This is a genomic window from Arthrobacter sp. ISL-5 (assembly GCF_018613835.1).
Classification (GTDB): domain Bacteria; phylum Actinomycetota; class Actinomycetes; order Actinomycetales; family Micrococcaceae; genus Arthrobacter.
Genome location: NZ_JAGGPM010000010.1, coordinates 13,197 through 30,867, shown reverse-complemented (window position 1 = coordinate 30,867; position 17,671 = coordinate 13,197). Strand labels below are relative to the sequence as shown.

The 17,671-nt window shown below is 66.4% G+C and carries 15 protein-coding genes and 2 tRNA genes; 12 read left to right on the top strand and 5 right to left on the bottom strand.

Going from position 1 to position 17,671, the window contains the following annotated elements; genetic code table 11:
- Genes J7I89_RS05475 through J7I89_RS05465 form a run of 3 tightly spaced genes read right to left on the bottom strand, consistent with a single transcriptional unit; the run spans position 1 to position 3,371 of the window.
- Positions 1-1,530, bottom strand: a complete 1,530-nt coding sequence (locus J7I89_RS05475; RefSeq protein WP_214968069.1) for an APC family permease — start codon at positions 1,528-1,530, stop codon at positions 1-3.
- A complete protein-coding gene (locus tag J7I89_RS05470; protein ID WP_214968067.1) occupies positions 1,527-2,738 on the bottom strand; it encodes a glutathionylspermidine synthase family protein in 1,212 nt (403 codons plus the stop codon). The genes J7I89_RS05475 and J7I89_RS05470 overlap by 4 nt, the downstream gene beginning before the upstream one ends.
- Positions 2,739-3,371, bottom strand: coding sequence for a Tat pathway signal protein (locus tag J7I89_RS05465; protein WP_214968066.1), 633 nt, complete (start codon positions 3,369-3,371; stop codon positions 2,739-2,741).
- A 162-nt stretch (positions 3,372-3,533) separates the two neighbouring features.
- Here J7I89_RS05465 and J7I89_RS05460 point away from each other — a divergent pair, with 162 nt between their 5' ends.
- The 5 genes from J7I89_RS05460 (at position 3,534) to yidC (ending at position 8,234) form a co-directional block, all read left to right on the top strand.
- Positions 3,534-4,187, top strand: coding sequence for an MOSC domain-containing protein (locus J7I89_RS05460; RefSeq protein ID WP_214968064.1), 654 nt, complete (start codon positions 3,534-3,536; stop codon positions 4,185-4,187).
- A gap of 532 nt (positions 4,188-4,719) precedes the next feature.
- Positions 4,720-6,864, top strand: a complete 2,145-nt coding sequence (locus tag J7I89_RS05455) for a DEAD/DEAH box helicase (RefSeq protein ID WP_214968062.1) — start codon at positions 4,720-4,722, stop codon at positions 6,862-6,864.
- A gap of 224 nt (positions 6,865-7,088) precedes the next feature.
- Positions 7,089-7,160, top strand: a tRNA-Thr gene (locus tag J7I89_RS05450).
- 61 nt (positions 7,161-7,221) lie between these two features.
- Positions 7,222-7,295 (top strand) — tRNA-Met (locus tag J7I89_RS05445).
- 114 nt (positions 7,296-7,409) lie between these two features.
- Entirely contained in the window at positions 7,410-8,234 is an 825-nt protein-coding gene (gene yidC, locus J7I89_RS05440; protein ID WP_214968108.1) for a membrane protein insertase YidC, read from the top strand.
- 97 nt (positions 8,235-8,331) lie between these two features.
- On the opposite strand, the gene J7I89_RS05435 is transcribed toward yidC, so the two are convergent.
- A complete protein-coding gene (locus tag J7I89_RS05435) occupies positions 8,332-9,069 on the bottom strand; it encodes an HNH endonuclease family protein (protein WP_251044967.1) in 738 nt (245 codons plus the stop codon).
- Between the two features lie 248 nt (positions 9,070-9,317).
- Between J7I89_RS05435 and J7I89_RS05430 the strand changes: the two genes are divergently transcribed.
- The 4 genes from J7I89_RS05430 (at position 9,318) to J7I89_RS05415 (ending at position 12,995) form a co-directional block, all read left to right on the top strand.
- On the top strand, positions 9,318-9,878 hold the full coding sequence (locus J7I89_RS05430; RefSeq protein ID WP_214968060.1) for a dihydrofolate reductase family protein: 561 nt from the start codon (positions 9,318-9,320) through the stop codon (positions 9,876-9,878).
- Between the two features lie 69 nt (positions 9,879-9,947).
- Positions 9,948-10,607 carry an NAD(P)H-binding protein gene (locus J7I89_RS05425; RefSeq protein ID WP_214968058.1) on the top strand — a complete coding sequence of 220 codons (660 nt, stop codon included), beginning with the start codon at positions 9,948-9,950 and terminating at the stop codon, positions 10,605-10,607.
- A gap of 28 nt (positions 10,608-10,635) precedes the next feature.
- Positions 10,636-12,207 (top strand): Na+/H+ antiporter, encoded by a 1,572-nt coding sequence (locus tag J7I89_RS05420; protein ID WP_214968056.1) that lies wholly within the window; start codon positions 10,636-10,638, stop codon positions 12,205-12,207.
- A 50-nt stretch (positions 12,208-12,257) separates the two neighbouring features.
- Positions 12,258-12,995 (top strand): VOC family protein, encoded by a 738-nt coding sequence (locus J7I89_RS05415; protein ID WP_214968054.1) that lies wholly within the window; start codon positions 12,258-12,260, stop codon positions 12,993-12,995.
- Between the two features lie 31 nt (positions 12,996-13,026).
- On the opposite strand, the gene J7I89_RS05410 is transcribed toward J7I89_RS05415, so the two are convergent.
- A complete protein-coding gene (locus tag J7I89_RS05410) occupies positions 13,027-14,229 on the bottom strand; it encodes an ROK family transcriptional regulator (protein ID WP_214968052.1) in 1,203 nt (400 codons plus the stop codon).
- Positions 14,230-14,453: 224 nt separating this feature from the next.
- Here J7I89_RS05410 and J7I89_RS05405 point away from each other — a divergent pair, with 224 nt between their 5' ends.
- The 3 genes from J7I89_RS05405 to J7I89_RS05395 are packed head-to-tail and all read left to right on the top strand — an operon-like array spanning position 14,454 to position 17,651.
- Complete coding sequence (locus J7I89_RS05405) at positions 14,454-15,758, top strand: extracellular solute-binding protein (RefSeq protein WP_308159810.1); 1,305 nt, start codon at positions 14,454-14,456, stop codon at positions 15,756-15,758.
- Positions 15,759-15,783: 25 nt separating this feature from the next.
- A complete protein-coding gene (locus tag J7I89_RS05400; protein WP_214968050.1) occupies positions 15,784-16,737 on the top strand; it encodes a carbohydrate ABC transporter permease in 954 nt (317 codons plus the stop codon).
- Positions 16,737-17,651 (top strand): carbohydrate ABC transporter permease, encoded by a 915-nt coding sequence (locus J7I89_RS05395; protein WP_214968048.1) that lies wholly within the window; start codon positions 16,737-16,739, stop codon positions 17,649-17,651. The genes J7I89_RS05400 and J7I89_RS05395 overlap by 1 nt, the downstream gene beginning before the upstream one ends.
- Positions 17,652-17,671 lie beyond the last annotated feature (20 nt).

The window sequence follows — 17,671 nt, the reverse complement described above, 5'->3', positions numbered from 1 at the left end:
CTACGGGGCAGCATCCGCGTGACTGGGGGAGATCTGCTGCCTGCCCAGGAAGTAGTCCCGCGTGGACGGCAGGAAGCGGCATGCCACTGCCAGCACCACGCCCAGCGCCAGCAGCACCACGCCGCTGACAAAGGCCCCGCCGACGCCGAAGATCTGCGTGTCCCCGTAGGCCGGATCCCACATCTGTGCGGCGGAGACAAAGAACGCCGCGGTGAGGATCAGGGCCCCGAGCAGCGGCAGGATTCCGCGGAACCACAGGTTGCGGGCGGACTCGCGGAGGGTGCCGCGGAAGTACCAGACGCAGGCGAAGCCGGTGAAGGCGTAGTAGAACGCGATGAAGAGACTGATGGAGCTGATCGAATCGGACAGGAGGTTCTCGCTCAGGAAGCTCATGGCCACGTAGTAGGCGACCGCCGCGCCGCCCATCACCTGCGTGGAAAAACCGGGCGTCTGGTTGCGCTCGTGGACTTCACCGAACTTCGGCGGCAGGGCGCCGTGGACGCCCATGGACAGCGTGCCGCGTGCCGTGGGTAGGATGGTGGTCTGGGTGGAGGAGAGGACGGAGGCCAGGACCGCGACGACGATCAGCCAGCCCCACGGTCCCAGGACCACGTCCTTCATGGCCAGGAACACGTCGGCCTGGTTCTCGCTGTTGCCCAGCCCGATTCCCTCCGTGCCCACCGTGGCGTACATCATCACCAGGAGGGCCACGGAAACGTAGATGGCCACCAGGACGAAGGCCGAGATCACGGCGCCGCGGCCCGGGGTGGTGGACGGGTTTTCGGTTTCCTCGTTCACCGCCAGGCAGGTGTCCCATCCCCAGTAGATGAACAGCGCCAGGAGGACGCCGTGCACCACCGCGCCGGGATCGGCAAAGGCGCCAGCAGGGTTGAACCACTCGAAGTCGAAGGCCTGGCCCTCCGGAATCCCGCCCGCGATCCTGAAAATGATGGCGACGGCGAAAACGCCTAGCGAGATGTACTGGACATAGGTCAGGGCGCGCTGGACATGTTCGCCCAGCCGGATCCCGCGGTAGTTGACCAGGGTCATGAAGAGGATGAACACCACGCCCGTGGCGGTGACCACGAGCTTGTTCTCCGCGATTGAGCCGTCTCCGATGAGCAGCCACAGGTATTGCCCGGCCACCTGCGCGAGGTTCGCCAGGACCACGATGCCGGCCAGCGCCACGCCCCAGCCGCCCAGCCAGCCGGCCCAGGGGCCGAAGGCGCGCCGGGCCCAGATGAAGGTGGTGCCGCAGTCCGGCATGGCGCTGTTGAGCTCGCGGAAGGCATACGCGATGAACAGCACCGGAATGAAGCCCAGGAGCAGGATCAGGGGTGTGTAGTTCCCGTTCACGGCCACGATCAGGCCCAGTGTCGCGGCAAGGGAATAGACGGGAGCGGTCGAGGCCAGGCCCAGCATGACGGAGTCACCCAGGTCGAGGATCCCGGCGTGCAATCCCTTGGAGGGGACGGCGCCGCGGGAACGGCCCCCGGCGCCGCCTCCCGCCTTCGTGGTTCCGGTGCTCATAGTGCAATACCTGCCTTGCTGGAGTGGGCCTGGACGCTGAGGGGCGCCGGCGCGTCAATGGTGTTCGGCACGAATCGGCAGAAGTAATCGGTGATGGGGCCGTCGGATTCGCGGATCCCGCAGCCCACCGACTCGCCGTCCACCACCCACAGGCCCAGGACCGGATGGTTGCCGTCGAAGTCGGGGAGGGAGTGGAACTGCTGGTAGCACCAGCCCTCGCGGCCGTACCCGCCGGGCTGTTCCATGCTGATGCCCTCCGCCTGGATCCTGATGTTGTCCCCTTCGCGGCCATGCAGCGGCTTGGCCACCCATTCCTTCAGCGGGCCGGGCTCGTTGAGGTAGGCCGGCAGCAGGTTCGGATGGCCCGGGTACAGGTGCCAAAGGGCGGCCAGCAGCGCCTTGTTGGAGAGGAGCATCTTCCAGGCCGGCTCCACCCAGCGCGGATTGTGGGCGCGCTGGAGGAGCCGGTGGCCGAACGGCTCCTTCATCATCAGCTCCCAGGGGTACAGCTTGAAGATGGTGCTGATCATGAAATTGTCCAGGTCCACGAAGCGGTTCAGGTTGGGGTCCCAGCCGATGTCGGACATGTTGATGCCGATGGTGGTCCAGCCGGCCTGGCTGGCCACGTCCCGCATGTAGGCCGCCGTCATCCAGTCTTCGCCGGATTCCTCGGCTTCCGAGTGTGCGATGTGCAGCGTGCTCATGCCGGTGCGGTACTGCAGCTTCTTCCACTGGCGGATCAGCGCCTCGTGGATGCCGTTCCACTGGTCCTTCTCCGGGAAGACGTCCTGCAGCCAGAACCACTGGGCCACGGCGGCCTCGATCAGCCCGGTGGGAGTGTCCGCGTTGTATTCGAGCATCTTGGCGGCGCCGCCCTGGCCGTCATAGACGAAATCGAAGCGGCCGTAGATGTCCATGTCGCCGGCCTGCAGCGATTCGGCCGCCAGTTCCAGGGCCTGCGGTCCGATGCCGATGGGCCCCATGGCGCCGGTCGCCAGGAACTTCGCGGCCTCGAGGCACATGGCGTGCATTTCCTCTGCGGTCTGTTCGAGGGCCTCCACTTCGTCCATGGTGAACTCGTAGTAGGCGGATTCGTTCCAGTACTCGATCTTCCGGCCGCCGGGCAGGGTGGTGGTGGAGAAGACCAGGCCCTGCTCCTCGATTTTCTGTTTCCAGTCCGGCCGGGGCTCCGACAGTAAGCGCTTCACCTAGCCTCCAGTGCTTCCGCCGCCCTTGGAGCTGCTGCCGAAGCCGCCCCTGCTGACCGTGCCGCCCTTGGTGCTGTAGCCGGTGGACGTCTTGGCGCCCTGCGGCACCGTTTTGGTGAAGCTTGGATAGGCCGAGCGGTTCTGCCCCACGGCCGGAACGCTGGCGCCGCGGGCATAGAAGTACCACGCATAGAGTCCGCCGCCGCGGCCGGCGGTGCTGTTGCACTGGGTGTCCTCCACCCGCTCGCCGGTTTCGTCGTTGAAGCAGACCTGCGCGTAGTCGGCTTCCTGCTCGTTGCTCGCCACGATCGCGGTGATGGTGCCGGCCAGCAGCGCCGTCACACCGAGGCCGACGACGACAGTGCGGCGCTGCGACCGCTTCTTCCTCGCCGCCGCGGAGGCCAGTTCGCGCTCGCGCTCCCGGGCGAAGGGGTCGATGATGGGGCTCGGCTGAGGGAAGTCCTGGGGCTGGCCTTTGTCCTGTGGGCGCTTGTCCTGCTCGACGGGGTTCAGCAGCTCAGGATGGAGCTCCGGCTTGGGCACCTGCCAGGGCGGCGGCTTGGCGGGCCCGGCGCCGGGCGCGTTCTCGCCCGTACCGCCAGGGTCCTTCTGCGGGTCCTTGTCCGGGTCCATGTTCCCCCTGCTGTTCCATGCCCTTGAGCCTGCGCTCGCAGGCCAGTGAAATCCTGCAGCAAGCCTAGTAGCTGCATGCTCCCGCGGCGAACAAAAAAGCGGACAGGACTCCCTATTTACTCAGCAGGCGCACCGCGACCGCCGAGAACCTAGACTGTTGCCATGGACACCGCCACTCTGCTCGCCGTCTGCCGGGTACACCAGCTCCTTCCCGATGAGGGGGGCGTGGGCGTCACCGCCATTGACAAGCGCCCTGTGGACGGGCCGGTGAGGGTGCACAAGCTTGGCCTGCACGGCGACGTCCAGGCCAGCCGCATCCACCACGGCGGCGAGGACCAGGCGCTGTACGCCTATTCCCAGGCCGACGCCGATTACTGGATCGGAGAGCTGCAGCGCGAACTGCCGCCCGGAATCTTCGGCGAAAACCTGCGGGTATCCGGAATCGAGACCACCGGTGCGGTGATCGGCGAGCGCTGGAAGATCGGCCTGGATGTCGAAGTCGAGGTCACCTCACCCCGTGTGCCATGCGCGGCTTTCCAGCGACGCATGGGCGAGGCCCAGTGGGTCAAGCGCTTCACCGAGGCGGGCCGCGTGGGCACCTACCTCCGGGTGATCCGGACCGGCTCCATCCAGGCCGGCGACCACATCCACCGGCTTTATGTCCCCAGCCACGGGGTGACCATCGGCCGGTGGTTCAGCCAGCCCGACGTCGAAGCCATGGAGGCCCTCCGTGACGCCGACGCGGACGGCGAGATCCGCCTCCAGCCCGAGTACCACGACGAATTCGAGAAGATGCTCCGCCGCGTGGGCAGCTAGCAGCTCCGCCGTCGGCATTTCTGCACCGCTTTCGGCAGCCTGCGGGCAGCCGGCCCCAGAATTGGCGCGGGAGCCGGATCCGACGGCGCCGGAAAGCGGTGCAAATCTGCGGCGATTCCGCGAAAGGAAGACCGGAAAATCCTGGCTGGCCGCCGCGTGTGTGGGCAAGCTCACCGCCGCGTGGGGCCTCTCGATTACCCAGGCGCGGAACCATGCCTTACACTTGAAATATCCCCCACTCCGGAAATCCCTTATTCCTGCCCAATTTTTGAGGCAGGACTGGCAAGTGTTGGAGTCCGCACAAGCGATGCGGGCATTTTCATAGGGAGAGCCGGCTAAAGAAAACGCTGTACAGACTGCTGGGATAGCAGCCAAGAGATGCAGCGGGAAGTCCTGCCACGGGATTGCGAAAGCGCCGGACTTCTACGTGACCGGCCGGTCAATGTTTGCCCGGCAACCACGGCACATGTACTGCGGCTCCGCTCACCTCGGGTTGTGCCGCCTGGCCCCCTATGGATGAGGAAACTTCCCTATGCCCGAAAATCACAACGACGCCATCACCGAAACGGCAACTGCCGAAACCGCGACCGTCGAATTCACTGAGGCCGCTGTCCCCGCAGCTGAGCCCGCCGCCGCCCCCGCAGCGGAGTCCGCCCCTGCCGACGCTCCCGCCAAGGCTGAGGAAGCCGAAGAAGAAGGCGTGAAGTTCGCCGATCTCGGCATCGACGGCCGCGTCCTCGCCGCCCTGCAGGACGTCGGCTACGAAAAGCCTTCCCCCATCCAGGCAGCGACCATCCCGCTGCTGCTTGAAGGCCGCGACGTCGTGGGCCTCGCCCAGACCGGCACCGGTAAGACTGCAGCATTCGCAGTACCGGCACTGTCCCGCCTGGCCGAGCTCCACGACCTCAACGGCCCGTCCCGCAAGACCCAGGCCCTGGTTCTCGCCCCGACCCGCGAGCTTGCGCTCCAGGTTGCCGAGGCTTTCACCTCGTACGCCAAGCACATCGATGACTTCACGGTCCTCCCCGTTTACGGCGGCTCCGCCTATGGCCCCCAGCTCGCCGGCCTGCGCCGCGGTGCCCAGGTTGTTGTCGGTACTCCCGGCCGTGTGATCGACCACATCTCCAAGGGTTCCCTGGACCTCTCCGAACTCCAGTACCTGGTGCTGGACGAGGCCGACGAAATGCTCCGCATGGGCTTCGCCGAGGACGTGGAGCAGATCTTCCAGCAGACCCCGTCGGACCGCCAGGTGGCACTGTTCTCGGCCACCATGCCGAGCCAGATCCGCCGCATGTCCAAGCAGTACCTGAACAACCCGGCCGAGATCTCGGTGAAGTCCAAGACCACCACCGGCGCGAACACCCGCCAGCGGTACCTTCAGGTCATGGGCCCGCACAAGCTCGACGCCCTGACCCGCATCCTCGAGGTTGAAGAGTTCGACGGCGTCATCGCCTTCGTGCGCACCAAGATGGCCACCGAGGACCTGGCTGACAAGCTGAGGTCCCGCGGTTTCCAGGCTGCCGCCATCAACGGCGACATCCCGCAGCAGCAGCGCGAGCGGACTGTCGACGCACTGAAGGAAGGCCGCATCGACATCCTGGTGGCCACCGACGTCGCGGCCCGCGGCCTTGACGTTGAGCGCATCAGCCACGTGATCAACTACGACATCCCGCACGACACCGAGTCCTACGTCCACCGCATCGGCCGCACCGGCCGTGCAGGCCGCAGCGGCGACGCCGTGCTGTTCATGACCCCGCGGGAAAAGTACCTGCTCCGTTCCATCGAAAAGGCAACCCGCCAGCCGGTGGAGCAGATGCACCTGCCCACCGCCGAGACCGTCAACACGCTGCGCCTGGGCAAGTTCGCCGAGCGCATCACGGAGACCCTCGAGTCCGAAGACGTAGCAGCGTTCCGCGACCTGATCGCTTCCTACGAGGAAGAGCACAACGTTCCGGCTGCAGAGATCGCTGCCGCGCTGGCCGTCATGGCGCAGGGCGGACAGCCGCTGCTGGTCAAGGAACTGCCTGCTGCCCCCGAGTTCCAGAAGCGCGAACGCGCCAAGGACGGCTTCGGATCACGCGGCCCGACCCGCACGCTCACCGAGGGCAACGCCACCTACCGGATCGCCGTCGGACGCCGCCAGCGCGTCATGCCGGGTTCCATCGTTGGCGCCATTGCCAACGAGGGCGGCATTTCCTCGGCCCAGATCGGCGGCATCGACATCCGCTCGGACCACTCCCTCGTGGAGCTTCCGGCGGACCTGAGCCCCGAGCAGCTGCGCGCCCTGTCCCGCACCCGGATCGGCGGCGAGCTGATCCACCTCGAGCTGGACAACGGCCGCAAGCCGTCCGGTGGCGGCGGCGAACGCGGCAGCTACCAGGGCAACCGTGGCGGCGACCGCGGCGGGTACTCCGGCGGCGGAGACCGTGGCGGCAACTTCAAGGGCAACGGCGGGTTCAAGAAGGAATTCCGCAAGAGCGACGGCGAGCGTTCCTCCGCTGACCGCGGCGGCCGTTCGTACAGCGACCGTTCGGAGCGCAGCGTTGGTGCAGACAGCGGCGCCAGCCGCGGCCAGGCCAGTGACTCCCGCTTCGGCGGTCACGGTGACGGCTCACGCAAGCCCCGCCACGGCAACGAAGGCGGACAGCGCGACTTCAACCGCAAGGGCAAGTGGTAACCACCGGCCCCGGGGGAGTAGCTCCCTGGCGGTAGTTTTGAAATGACGGGTATGGACCGGCTTTCGAGCCGGTCCATACCCGTTTAATCCGGCCTCCCGGACCGCCGAAAAGGGCATTTCCGAGGCCATAAAAATCGTTCCGGCGCAACTGTTTCGACGGCTCCGCAGGGGCCCTCCCGCCGATTTGTTGAGTGGGAACTCTTCCGGTAGAGTATTTACTCGTTGCCCCCCTAGCTCAGTGGTAGAGCGCGTTCTTGGTAAGAACGAGGTCACCGGATCGATTCCGGTGGGGGGCTCTGAATGAGGGCCTGTGTCAAGGCGGTCTTGACCGGCTTGACACAGGTTTTTCTCATTCGTGGCGGTGTAGCTCAGTTGGTTAGAGCGCACGACTCATAATCGTGAGGTCGGGAGATCGAGCCTCCCCACCGCTACAGATCAAGCCCCCGGAAGCCGCGAGGTTCCGGGGGCTTTTCTGTCTTCAGTTGACTTCGTGACAAGAACCACGTTTCCCCGTAGCTTGGCAGCACTGACGAATGGGGATATCAGTGGACCTCTTCGAAACGATTATGTTTCCGTTCAAGTGGCTTGTGTCCGTCATCATGGTGGGCTTCCATGAGGGCCTAAGTGCCATCGGCATGCCGGCGGCGAGCGGCTGGACCTGGACGCTGTCCATCATCGGGCTCGTGCTGGTGATCCGTGCCGCCCTGATTCCGGTGTTCCTGAAGCAGGTCAACGCCCAGCGCCGCATGCGGCTGCTGCAGCCTGACCTGCAGAAGCTGCAGGACAAGTACAAGGGCAAGAGCGATCCGCTGTCCCGGCAGGCCATGGCCCAGGAACAGATGGCCATCTATAAAGAGCACGGCACCAACCCCTTCTCCGCCTGCCTGCCCCTGCTGATCCAGACGCCGTTCTTCTTCGCCCTCTTCCAGGTGCTCTCCGGCGTCAGCACGGCACGCAACCAGGGCACGGGAATCGGGGCCCTGAGCCGCGACCAGGTGGCGCAGTTCGACGAAGCGGGCATCTTCGGGGCCCCGCTGTCGGCCACGCTGCTGCACAACGCCGGCGGCAACCCCGTGGCGGTCACCATCCTGGCTATCGTGATGATCCTGACCATGACGGCCGCGCAGTTCATCACGCAGAAGCACATCATGGCCACGAGCATGCCCGACGAGGCCACGGCCAGCCCCCTCATGCGCCAGCAGAAAATGCTGCTTTACATCCTGCCCGTCGTGTTCGGCGCGGGCGGCATCATCTTCCCCATCGGCGTCCTGATCTACTGGACCGTCTCCAACCTTTGGACCATGGTGCAGCATCGCCTTGTCGCAGGCCCGCAGACACCTGATCACGGTGGGTTGCCGCGGCCGGAGTGATGCCAGCGACGCTAGAAACCCCCAGCGCCCCTAAACGGGCAAGAAAAAGCCCCGCACCGCCGTCGGACGGTGCGGGGCTTCCGCAGGGTGGCCGGCCTCAGACTTTGGTGACGCCCACCGTCACGTTGGGGCACCAATCCGCGTAGCGGATCAGCGCGGCCTTCTCAGCGCTGTCCACCCGCAGGCCCCACCGGATCTTCACGGCGATCCACTGGCCGATGTAGGCGCATCTGTTCGCGGGAGGCATCCACGCTTCCGGGCCCCTCGCCTGCTTCGCGGAGTTCAGGGCCGCCGTCTGGGCGTTCAGGGACCGTGTGTCGCCCAGGTCGTTGTAGAACGCCACCCGCCGCGCCTGCGACCAGGAGCGCGCCCCGGAACCCCACGCCTCGTGGACCGGGACGGTGTGGTCGATTTCCACCGCCGAGGCGGAGTAGTGCGTCCGGTTGTCCCAGCTGGTCAGCCAGCGGGCCGTGCGGACCGTGCACCTCCGGGCGGTGGTGTATGTCGCGGTGGCCCGCGCCTCCTGGAGCAGCACCTCGGCGCGGGTGTTCTGGCAGTCGCGGTTGGTGTCGAGCCAGGAGCCGAAGTACTGCGTCCGGTCGTATCCTGCGTTGTTCTCGGCAGCGACCGGAAGCGACCGCGCTGCGGTGCGGAGCGTCGCGGAGTAGTAGGTGGCGGCTTCCGCCGGCACCGCCAGCCCGGCGAGCAGAAGTCCGGCGGCCAGAGCCGAGGCGGCGAAGGACCTGCCCAGGACAGCGGGGCTGATGAGTGAGACTAGAGATGTCGCCCGAATCCGGACGTGTTTGAACCGGCCTGCCGGCATGTTTTCCCCCATATAGGTAACGAGAATTTGATGCACACTGATTGATGCGAAGACCAGCATGGCAGCGGAAAAGCCCCGGATCCGGGTCCTTGATCAGGTCTTGATCCAATGCTGTGCCAATGCTGCGGCGGGCCGTTCAAGGGCGCCGCCAGCGCCAGAGGCTGTTGCCATCCGGGCACGCCGAACCTAGGGTCGGATTGCGGCGGTCTGCCGGGAGGACCGGCCCGCGGAAGTCCACCGCCGAACACGGGAGGGTCTCCATGGCCAAACTGATCTACTCGGGAATCATGTCGCTCGACGGCTACGTGGCGGACCGGGAAGGGAACTTCGACTGGAGCGAGCCCGACGCCGAGGTGCACACGTTCGTCAACGAGCTTGAGCGCCCGGTGGGGACGCACCTCTATGGCCGCCGGCTGTACGAGGTGATGGCCGCGTGGGAGGACCAGGACGCCTTCGCCGCGGAGCCGGACTATATCCAGGAGTTCGCGCGGATTTGGACGGATGCTGACAAAGTGGTCTTCTCCCGGACGCTGGCCACGCCGTCCACCAAGCGCACCAGGATTGAGCGGGAGTTCAATGCGGACGCCGTCCGGCAGCTGAAAGCACAAGCCACACAGGACCTGGTCATCGGCGGCCCGGACCTCGCGTCCTCGGCCATCCGGGCGGGCCTGGTGGACGAATTCCAGATGTTCGTCTCGCCCGTGGCGGTTGGCGGCGGCAAGAAGTACTTCCCGGAGGACGTCCGGCTCCGGCTCGAGCTGCTCGAAGAACGGCGGTTCGGGAACGGCGTGGTCTACCTCCGCTACCGGAACCGGCCCTGATGTTACTCCCCGGCTCAGTGACGGCTGCTGCGCTGGGACTCCGTCGCGCCCTGCGACACAATGGGGAGCATGACCCGAATCGCTATCATCGGCGGCCACGGCAAAGTGGCCCTCCATCTGTCCGCCATCCTCACGGAAGAGGGGCACAGCGTCACGTCCTTCATCCGCAACCCGGACCAGGCCGCCGACGTCGCGGCCACCGGCGCCTCGCCGTCGGTCCTGGACGTTGAAAGCTCGACGACGGCGGAATTGGCCGCCGCGCTCCGGAACCACGACGCCGTGGTCTGGTCAGCCGGTGCCGGCGGAGGGAACCCGCAGCGCACCTACGCGGTGGACCGCGATGCCGCGATCCGCTCGATGGATGCGGCGGCGGAGGCCGGTGTGGGCCGCTACGTCATGGTGTCGTACTACGGCTCCAGGCCGGACCACGGCGTCCCCGAGGACAACGGCTTCTTCGCCTATGCCGAGGCCAAAGCCGCGGCCGATGAATACCTGCGCGGCACGGGTCTGGACTGGACCATCCTCTGCCCCGGCCAGCTCACAACCGGGCCCGGCACCGGCCTGATCGACGTCAACCCCGACGGCACATGGCAGGGCGCGGCCACCTCCCGCGCCAATGTGGCCATCGTCGCTGCAGCCGTGCTCGAACTGCCGGGCAGCGCCGGCAAGACCATCGAATTCCGGGACGGCACCCTCCCTGTCGCGGCCGCACTGGAACAGGTGAACTAGCAGCCAACACTCCGGGGAAAGTGAGCACATGGACCAGCTGGCACTCATCATCGGACTCCTGCTCGCCACTGTGGTGGCGGTGGGCCTGGGAGACCGGCTCCGCCTGCCCTACCCGGTCCTGATGCTCATCCTCGCCGTTGCGCTGACGTTCATTCCGGGTTTCCCGGACCTTGAGATCCCGCCGGAGCTCATTCTGCCGATCTTCCTGCCCCCGCTGCTGTTCGCCACGGCCCAGCGCAGTTCCTGGGCGGTGTTCCGGGTGCGGTGGCGGACGCTCATCATGCTCGCGGTGGCCCTCGTGGTGATCTCCACGGCGGTGGTCGCCGGCGCGGCATGGCTCATGATTCCGGGCATCGGCATCCCCGCCGCCATCGCCCTGGGCGCCATGGTGGCCCCGCCAGACCCCGTGGCCGTCGAATCGGTTGCCGGCCGCGTCCACATGCCGCGGCGCCTCATCACCGTCCTCCAGAGTGAGGGCCTCTTCAACGACGCCGCCGCCATCGTGATCTTCCAGGCGGCCGTGGCCGCAGCGGTCTCCGGCACCAAGATGGGGCCCGACGTCGTCCTCAATTTCATCGTGGGAGCCGCCCTCGCCGTCGTGGCCGGCATCGCCATGGGCTGGCTGACCGCGCTGATCACCCGGCTGGTGCAGTCCATGGTGGCGCGCAGCGCCGTCACCCTCGTGGTGCCGTTCGCCGCCTACATCCTGGCTGAAGAGTTCCACGCATCCGGCGTGATCGCCGTCGTGGTCACGGCGCTGGAGATGCAGCGCCACGCCCGCCCGCAGGATGCCGCCGAACGGGTTACCCGGACGGCCTTCTGGGACGTGGTGGAACTCCTCGTCACCGGGCTGGCCTTCGGCCTCGTGGGGCTGGAAATCCAAGACGTCGTCCGCGAGGAAGGCTCCGGGATCTTCGGCATGGTGGGCACCGCCGTGGTGGTCTGCGTCCTGGTGTTCGCGGTGCGCTTCGGCTGGCTGGGCCTGCTGGCCCTGTCCGGCCGCAAGCGCAAGAACCTGCTGCAGCCCACGTCCGCCAAGGAGGTCCTCATCCTGACGTGGTGCGGTATGCGCGGCCTGGCCACACTGGCGCTCGCGCTGGCACTCCCGCTCACCCTCGCCGACGGCACGCCGTTCCCGGCGCGGGACCAGCTGCTGGTCATAGCCTGCGCCGTGCTGCTCGCCACGCTGGTGCTGCCCGGGCTCACCCTGCCCTGGCTGATGCGGGTCCTGAAGGCCTCCCAGGACGGCACGGAGGAGCGGGACGCGGCCCGGCTCCTGGCCAGGCGCGCCCAGGCGGCGGCCGTGGCCGCGCTCAAGGACCACGAGCTGGTCAAGGAGCTGCCGCCGGAGAAGGTGGCGCTGGTGAAGGAGAAGATGAACCGGCTGCACGCCGAGCTTTTGGACGGCAGCCTGCGGAACGAAAGCCTGGCAGAGAAGCGCGAGCGCGGCCGCGAACTGGCCATCACGGTCCAGACCATCGCCCTGGACGCCGCGCGCCAGGAGGTCGTGGCGGCCCGCAACGAGTCGGACATGGATCCGGAGGTGGCGGACCGGGTGCTGCGCCAGCTGGACCTGCGGACCATGATCATGCCGGAATAGCCAGGGCGTGCCTCCCATATCGGGTATTACCTGGTATAGGGTCGGGCGGTATGGCGCTGCGACTTGTTCAGGTGAATTTCAAGGCTCGGGATGACTCGGCGCTCGGCCGGTTTTGGGCGGAGGCGCTCGGCTGGGGTGTGTCCAGCGAGGGACCCGGTGTGACCAATGTTGAACCCGTGGGCTTCGTCTGGCCGGACCCCACCGCCGTGTGCGTCGATGTCGTCACGGTCCCGGACCCCGAGACTGTGAAATACCGCGCACACCTCGATCTAGCCACCACCTCTGCGGCCCATCAAGCGGAGCTGGTCGCGCGCCTGTTGGAGCTCGGTGCGACGCCAGCAGATGTGGGCCAGGGTGATGTGCCGTGGACGGTCCTGGCCGACCCGGAGGGCAATGTGTTCTGTGTGCTGGAGCCGCGACCGATCTACCGGGACACCGGTCCGATCGCCACGGTGGTGGTCAACTGCGCGGATCCGCGGGCCATGGCCCGGTTCTGGGGCGAGGCTACGGACTGGACCCTGCACGAGGTGACCGATGATCATGCGAGGCTGCGTTCGGCCAAGGGTGTCGGGCCGTATCTGGAATTACTTCGCACGTCCGGCGTGGAGACCGTGTGGAACCGTGTCCATCTCGACCTGATGCCGTATCCCGGTGACGATCAAGCGGCAGAGGTGGCCCGGCTGCGGGCTCTGGGCGCCACTGACGCCGACGTCGGCCAGGGCGATGTGCCATGGGTGTGCCTCGCCGACCCGGAGGGCAACGAGTTCTGCGTCCTCACCCCGGGCTGACGCGGAGCCTCGGCTGCTGGGGCGAGGCGGGTTAGGCCGGCACGGACAGCTCCAGGTCCAGGGTGTTCTTCTCCACGTAATCCAGCGCGCACCTGACGGCACCCACCGTCACGATCGAGTCGCCCAGCGGGGAAACCGCCACAGCCGGGGGAGTGGCGGTGAACTCGGGCAGCCGTTCGGCGATCGGCCCAAGCAGCACGCCTGCCGAGTTCGCCACGGCTCCGCCAATCACCACCAGCTCGGGGTTGATCATGGTGGCCACGGCCCCGATGACCCTGGCCATCCTGTCAGCCAGCCGGTCGAGAATCTTCAGGGCAACGGCGTCGCCGGCGGCGGCAGCGGCAAAAACATGCTCCGCCTCGACGCCGTCGCCGGTGTGCTCGCGGAGTGAGGTTTTGGCCTTGCCGGCAAGCGCGTCGGCGGCCCACCCCCTCGCCAGGGACGCGATGCCGAAGGTGTCGCCGACCCCTTCAAGCATGTCAAGGAACGCAAGCTCTCCCGCACCGCCGCCGCGGCCGTGCAGCAGCCTGCCGCCATCGATCACTCCCGAACCCAGGCGTTCGCTGGCGAGGATGACCACGACGTCGTCGACGCCGGCGGCCGCGCCGCGCCAGCGGTCGCCCAGTGCGGCGAGGTTGGCGTCGTTTTCCAGCAGCACAGTCCATCCGCGCAGGTCCCGCAGCGCCGCCTTCAGGCCGACGTCGAACAGTCCCCAGAAGTGCTGGGTCACCAGCACGTCGCCGTTGCGGTCCACCGGGGCCGCGATTCCGGCGCAGACGGCGAGCACAGAGTCAGGGGACGCCCCCACGCTATCCAGGGCCATCATGGCGGTCCGGTCAATGACGGCGATTCGTTCCTTTGCGGAAATTTCCGCACCTGCGAACCGCTGGCTGGACCGGCCCAGGGCCTTGCCGCGGAGATCGGACACCACCACCGTGGCCTTGGAGATGCCCACGTCCATGCCCAGGACGTAGCCTGCGCGTTCGTCGAGCTCGAACCGGCGCGCAGGCCGGCCTTTCTGGTAGCCGCCAAATGCCCGCTGGTTCTCCAGTTCCCTGATCCAGCCGCGCTGCATGAGGTCCTCGCACACGGAAATTGCAGTGGCCCGGGTGAGTCCGGTGGCTTCCATGACTTCCGTGACCGTCACCGCCTGCGAGGCGCGCATGAATTCCAGCACTGCGCCGGCACTTACGCGCCGCAGCAGCTGGGGCGTTGCCGCAGTCATTTCAGACATGGTGTTGACCTCTCTGTGCTTTGCACCACATAATACTTGAGGAACTAAATTTAGATTCCATATAAACTTAGCCAATGTGGACCGGACGGCCGCCGACCACTGGCTTTACTTTCCGCCCTTCACTCAGCCTTTTGCAAAGGAGCAACTGTGAACCGCATCCTGAAGCACTGCCCGCCCGACCACCGGCACCTGCCCCGCCACCCCCGCACGTCAGCCCCGGCCCTGTGAACGCCGCGCTTAGCGGCAACGCTCCGATTGGCCGGCGCGCGCTGCTGAAGTTCGCAGGCCTCGCCGGGGCCGCCGCCATACTCCCGCTCTCCGGCTGCGGAGCCGCGCCCAGCACGCAAAACGGCGTCACCACGCTGCGGTTCATGCAGAACAAGCCCGAGGTCGTGGCCTACTTCAACCAGGTCATCAAGGATTTCGAGGCACTGAACCCGGACATCCGCGTCATCCAGGACTTCAACGAAGGCAACTTTGTTCCCGGGCTGGTCCGCAACGATCCGCCGGACGTCGTGACCCGCGGATTCGCGCAGGCCACCGCCGACTTCGTCAAGAAGGGCATCTTCGCCGACCTGTCAGACATGCCGGTGGCCGCCACCATCGACCCCGAGATCCAGGAGCTCATCAGCTCCTGGGGCCAGTACAACGGGAACGAGGTCAGCGCCCTGCCCTTCTCCCTGGCAGCCGCCGGGGTGATCTACAACAGGGACATCTTCGAGGCCAGGGGCGTGGCGGTCCCCACCACCTGGGACGAGTTTGTTGCGGCCTGCGAAACGTTCAAGGCTGCCGGCATCGCGCCCATCTACGGCACCTACAAGGACCCGTGGACCCTCGCACAGGGCATGTTCGACTACGTCGCCGGCGGCTCGCTGGACGTTGCGGAGTTCTTCTCGAAGCTCAATGGCAGGGGCGCCGCCATCACCGCTGATGCCCCCGAGTCCTTCGCCAACAACTTCGGCCCGGCCCTGCCCAAGATGCTGCAGCTGGCGTCCTTCGCCCAGAACGGGGCAGCCAGCAAGAACTATGCAGACGGCAACGCTGCCTTTGCCAAGGGGCAGGCGGCGATGTACCTGCAGGGCCCGTGGGCGCTTTCCCAGCTTGTCGCAGCGAACAAGGGCATCAGGCTCGGCAGCTTCCCCCTGCCGGTGACGAACAACCCGGAGGACACCAAAGCCCGCGTGAACGTGGACATGGCTCTTTCCATCACCCGCAACACGCCCAACATGGCTGCCGCGCAGCGGTTCGTCAACTACCTCCTGGAACCGTCGGTGGTGAACACCTACAACGAAAAGAATGCGGCGTTCTCCCCGCTCAAGGACGCGCCCGCCGTCGAAAATCCGCAGATCAGCGGGCTGGGTGCCTCGGTCAAGGAGGCACGCTACTACCAGGGTGCCGGCACGTATTTCCCGCCGTCCGTGCCGCTGAACAACTACGTCCAGTCGTTTGTGTACAGCAAGAACGGCGAGCAGTTCCTCGCAGCCCTCGACGACGAATGGCGCCGCGTTGCCGAGCGCACCGCCGTCTGACCCCCACCCGATTCCAGGAGCCCCAATGACCACAACATCCCGGGTGGCCCAGACAGCCCCTCCCGCAGGACGCAACACGCCGACCTCCGCCTCGGCCAAAGCCCAAACCTTCCGGTCCAGGAACAGGATCGATCCCACGTATTACTGGATGATCGTGCCCGTACTGGCACTCTTCGCCTTCTTCATCACCCTTCCGGCACTCGTGGGCGTCTTCTTCAGCCTCACCAACTACGCCGGCTACGGCGACTGGAAGTTCATCGGCCTGTCCAACTACGTCAACATCTTCAAGGACCCGGCCGTCCTCCAGTCCTACATCTTCACGTTAGTCTTCGCCCTGACCACCACCGTGGTGGTCAACATCGTGGCCCTCGCGATCGCCCTTGGCCTGAACGCCAAGATCACGTGGCGCACGGGCATCCGCACCGTCTTCTTCATCCCCATGGTGCTGTCAGCCCTGATCGTGTCCTTCGTGTTCAACTACCTGTTCTCCAACACCCTCCCGGTGCTGGCGGAGCGGTTCGGCGTCACACCGCTCGCCACGAGCATCCTCGCAAACGAGAACCTCGCCTGGCTCGCCATCGTGCTGGTCACGGTGTGGCAGGCCGCGCCCGGCGCCACCATCATCTACCTCGCGGGGCTGCAGAGCGTGCCCTCCGAGGTCTATGAAGCGGCGGACCTCGACGGCGCGGGCAGTTTCCGGCAGTTCCTGAGCCTGACGCTGCCGCTGATCCTCGGCTACCTCGTCATCAACGTGATCCTCGGGTTCAAGGGCTTCCTGGGCACCTACGAGATCATCGTGGGCCTCACGGGAGGCGGGCCGGGCATGGCGACCCAGTCGGTGGCGATGCGCATCTTCTCGGGCTTCACCGGCGGGGACTACTCGTACCAGATGGCGAACGCCGTCATCTACTTCCTGATCACCTTGCTGATCTCCGTCATCCAGCTGCGCCTCATCCAGCGCCGGGGGGTTTCACTCTAATGACCGCATCCACACTTACCGACACCCTGACCGGAGCCGCGGCTCCGGCACGCAAGGCCCGCCGCTCCCGCCGCTCCCGCCGCTCCGGCCGCGAAGGCTACAAGGTCAACTGGTGGCTCACCGCGCTGATGATCGTGGCCTCGCTGACGGTCCTGCTGCCGCTGTACTTCACCGTGGCCATGGCCCTGAAATCACCGGACCAGATCGGCACCGGAACGGGCCTGGCATGGCCCAACCCGATGAACTGGGAAAACTTCGCGGCAGCCTACGTGGCCACGAACTTCCCGCGGGCCTTCATGTCCACTGCCTTCGTCACCGTGCTGAGCGTCCTCGGCTCGCTGGCCAGCAGCTCGCTCGTGGCCTACGCCATCGCCCGGAACTGGAACCGGAAGTTCTTCCGCGGCTCCTTCGTGTACCTGCTCTCGGCCATGTTCATCCCGTTCCCGGTGATCATCCTGCCGCTGATCAAGCAGACGGCACTCCTTGGCCTGGACAACCCGGCCGGCGTCGTCTTCCTGCACGTGCTCGGCGGCATTTCGTTCAACACCCTGCTCTACATCGCCTTCGTCCGCTCCATCCCGGTGGAGCTGGAGGAATCGGCCCGCATGGACGGCGCCACCACGTGGCAGGTGTTCCGCAAGATCATCTTCCCGCTGCTGGCCCCCATGAACGCGACCGTGGGCATCTTCGCCTTCCTCGGCTCCTGGAACGATTTCCTGCTGCCCCAGATGATGATCGCGGACCCCAGCCTCCAGACCCTCCCCGTGGTGCAGATGCTCTTCCAGGGCGAGTTCAACACCAACTACAGCCTCGCGTTCGCGTCCTACCTGATGGCCATGGCACCCACCTTGGTGGTTTACATCCTGGCCCAGCGTTGGGTACTCTCCGGAGTCATGCGCGGGGCCGTTAAGTAGACCCATCATTCCAGTCCAGC

Excerpts from the sequence above, each read along its gene's own strand:
- J7I89_RS05475 (WP_214968069.1), bottom strand. The coding sequence starts at position 1,530 with ATGAGCACCGGAACCACGAAGGCGGGAGGCGGCGCCGGGGGCCGTTCC.
- J7I89_RS05465 (WP_214968066.1), bottom strand. The coding sequence starts at position 3,371 with ATGGACCCGGACAAGGACCCGCAGAAGGACCCTGGCGGTACGGGCGAG.
- J7I89_RS05460 (WP_214968064.1), top strand. The coding sequence starts at position 3,534 with ATGGACACCGCCACTCTGCTCGCCGTCTGCCGGGTACACCAGCTCCTT.
- J7I89_RS05455 (WP_214968062.1), top strand. The coding sequence starts at position 4,720 with ATGCCCGAAAATCACAACGACGCCATCACCGAAACGGCAACTGCCGAA.
- J7I89_RS05435 (WP_251044967.1), bottom strand. The coding sequence starts at position 9,069 with ATGGGGGAAAACATGCCGGCAGGCCGGTTCAAACACGTCCGGATTCGG.
- J7I89_RS05430 (WP_214968060.1), top strand. The coding sequence starts at position 9,318 with ATGGCCAAACTGATCTACTCGGGAATCATGTCGCTCGACGGCTACGTG.
- J7I89_RS05425 (WP_214968058.1), top strand. The coding sequence starts at position 9,948 with ATGACCCGAATCGCTATCATCGGCGGCCACGGCAAAGTGGCCCTCCAT.
- J7I89_RS05420 (WP_214968056.1), top strand. The coding sequence starts at position 10,636 with ATGGACCAGCTGGCACTCATCATCGGACTCCTGCTCGCCACTGTGGTG.
- J7I89_RS05415 (WP_214968054.1), top strand. The coding sequence starts at position 12,258 with ATGGCGCTGCGACTTGTTCAGGTGAATTTCAAGGCTCGGGATGACTCG.
- J7I89_RS05410 (WP_214968052.1), bottom strand. The coding sequence starts at position 14,229 with ATGTCTGAAATGACTGCGGCAACGCCCCAGCTGCTGCGGCGCGTAAGT.
- J7I89_RS05400 (WP_214968050.1), top strand. The coding sequence starts at position 15,784 with ATGACCACAACATCCCGGGTGGCCCAGACAGCCCCTCCCGCAGGACGC.
- J7I89_RS05395 (WP_214968048.1), top strand. The coding sequence starts at position 16,737 with ATGACCGCATCCACACTTACCGACACCCTGACCGGAGCCGCGGCTCCG.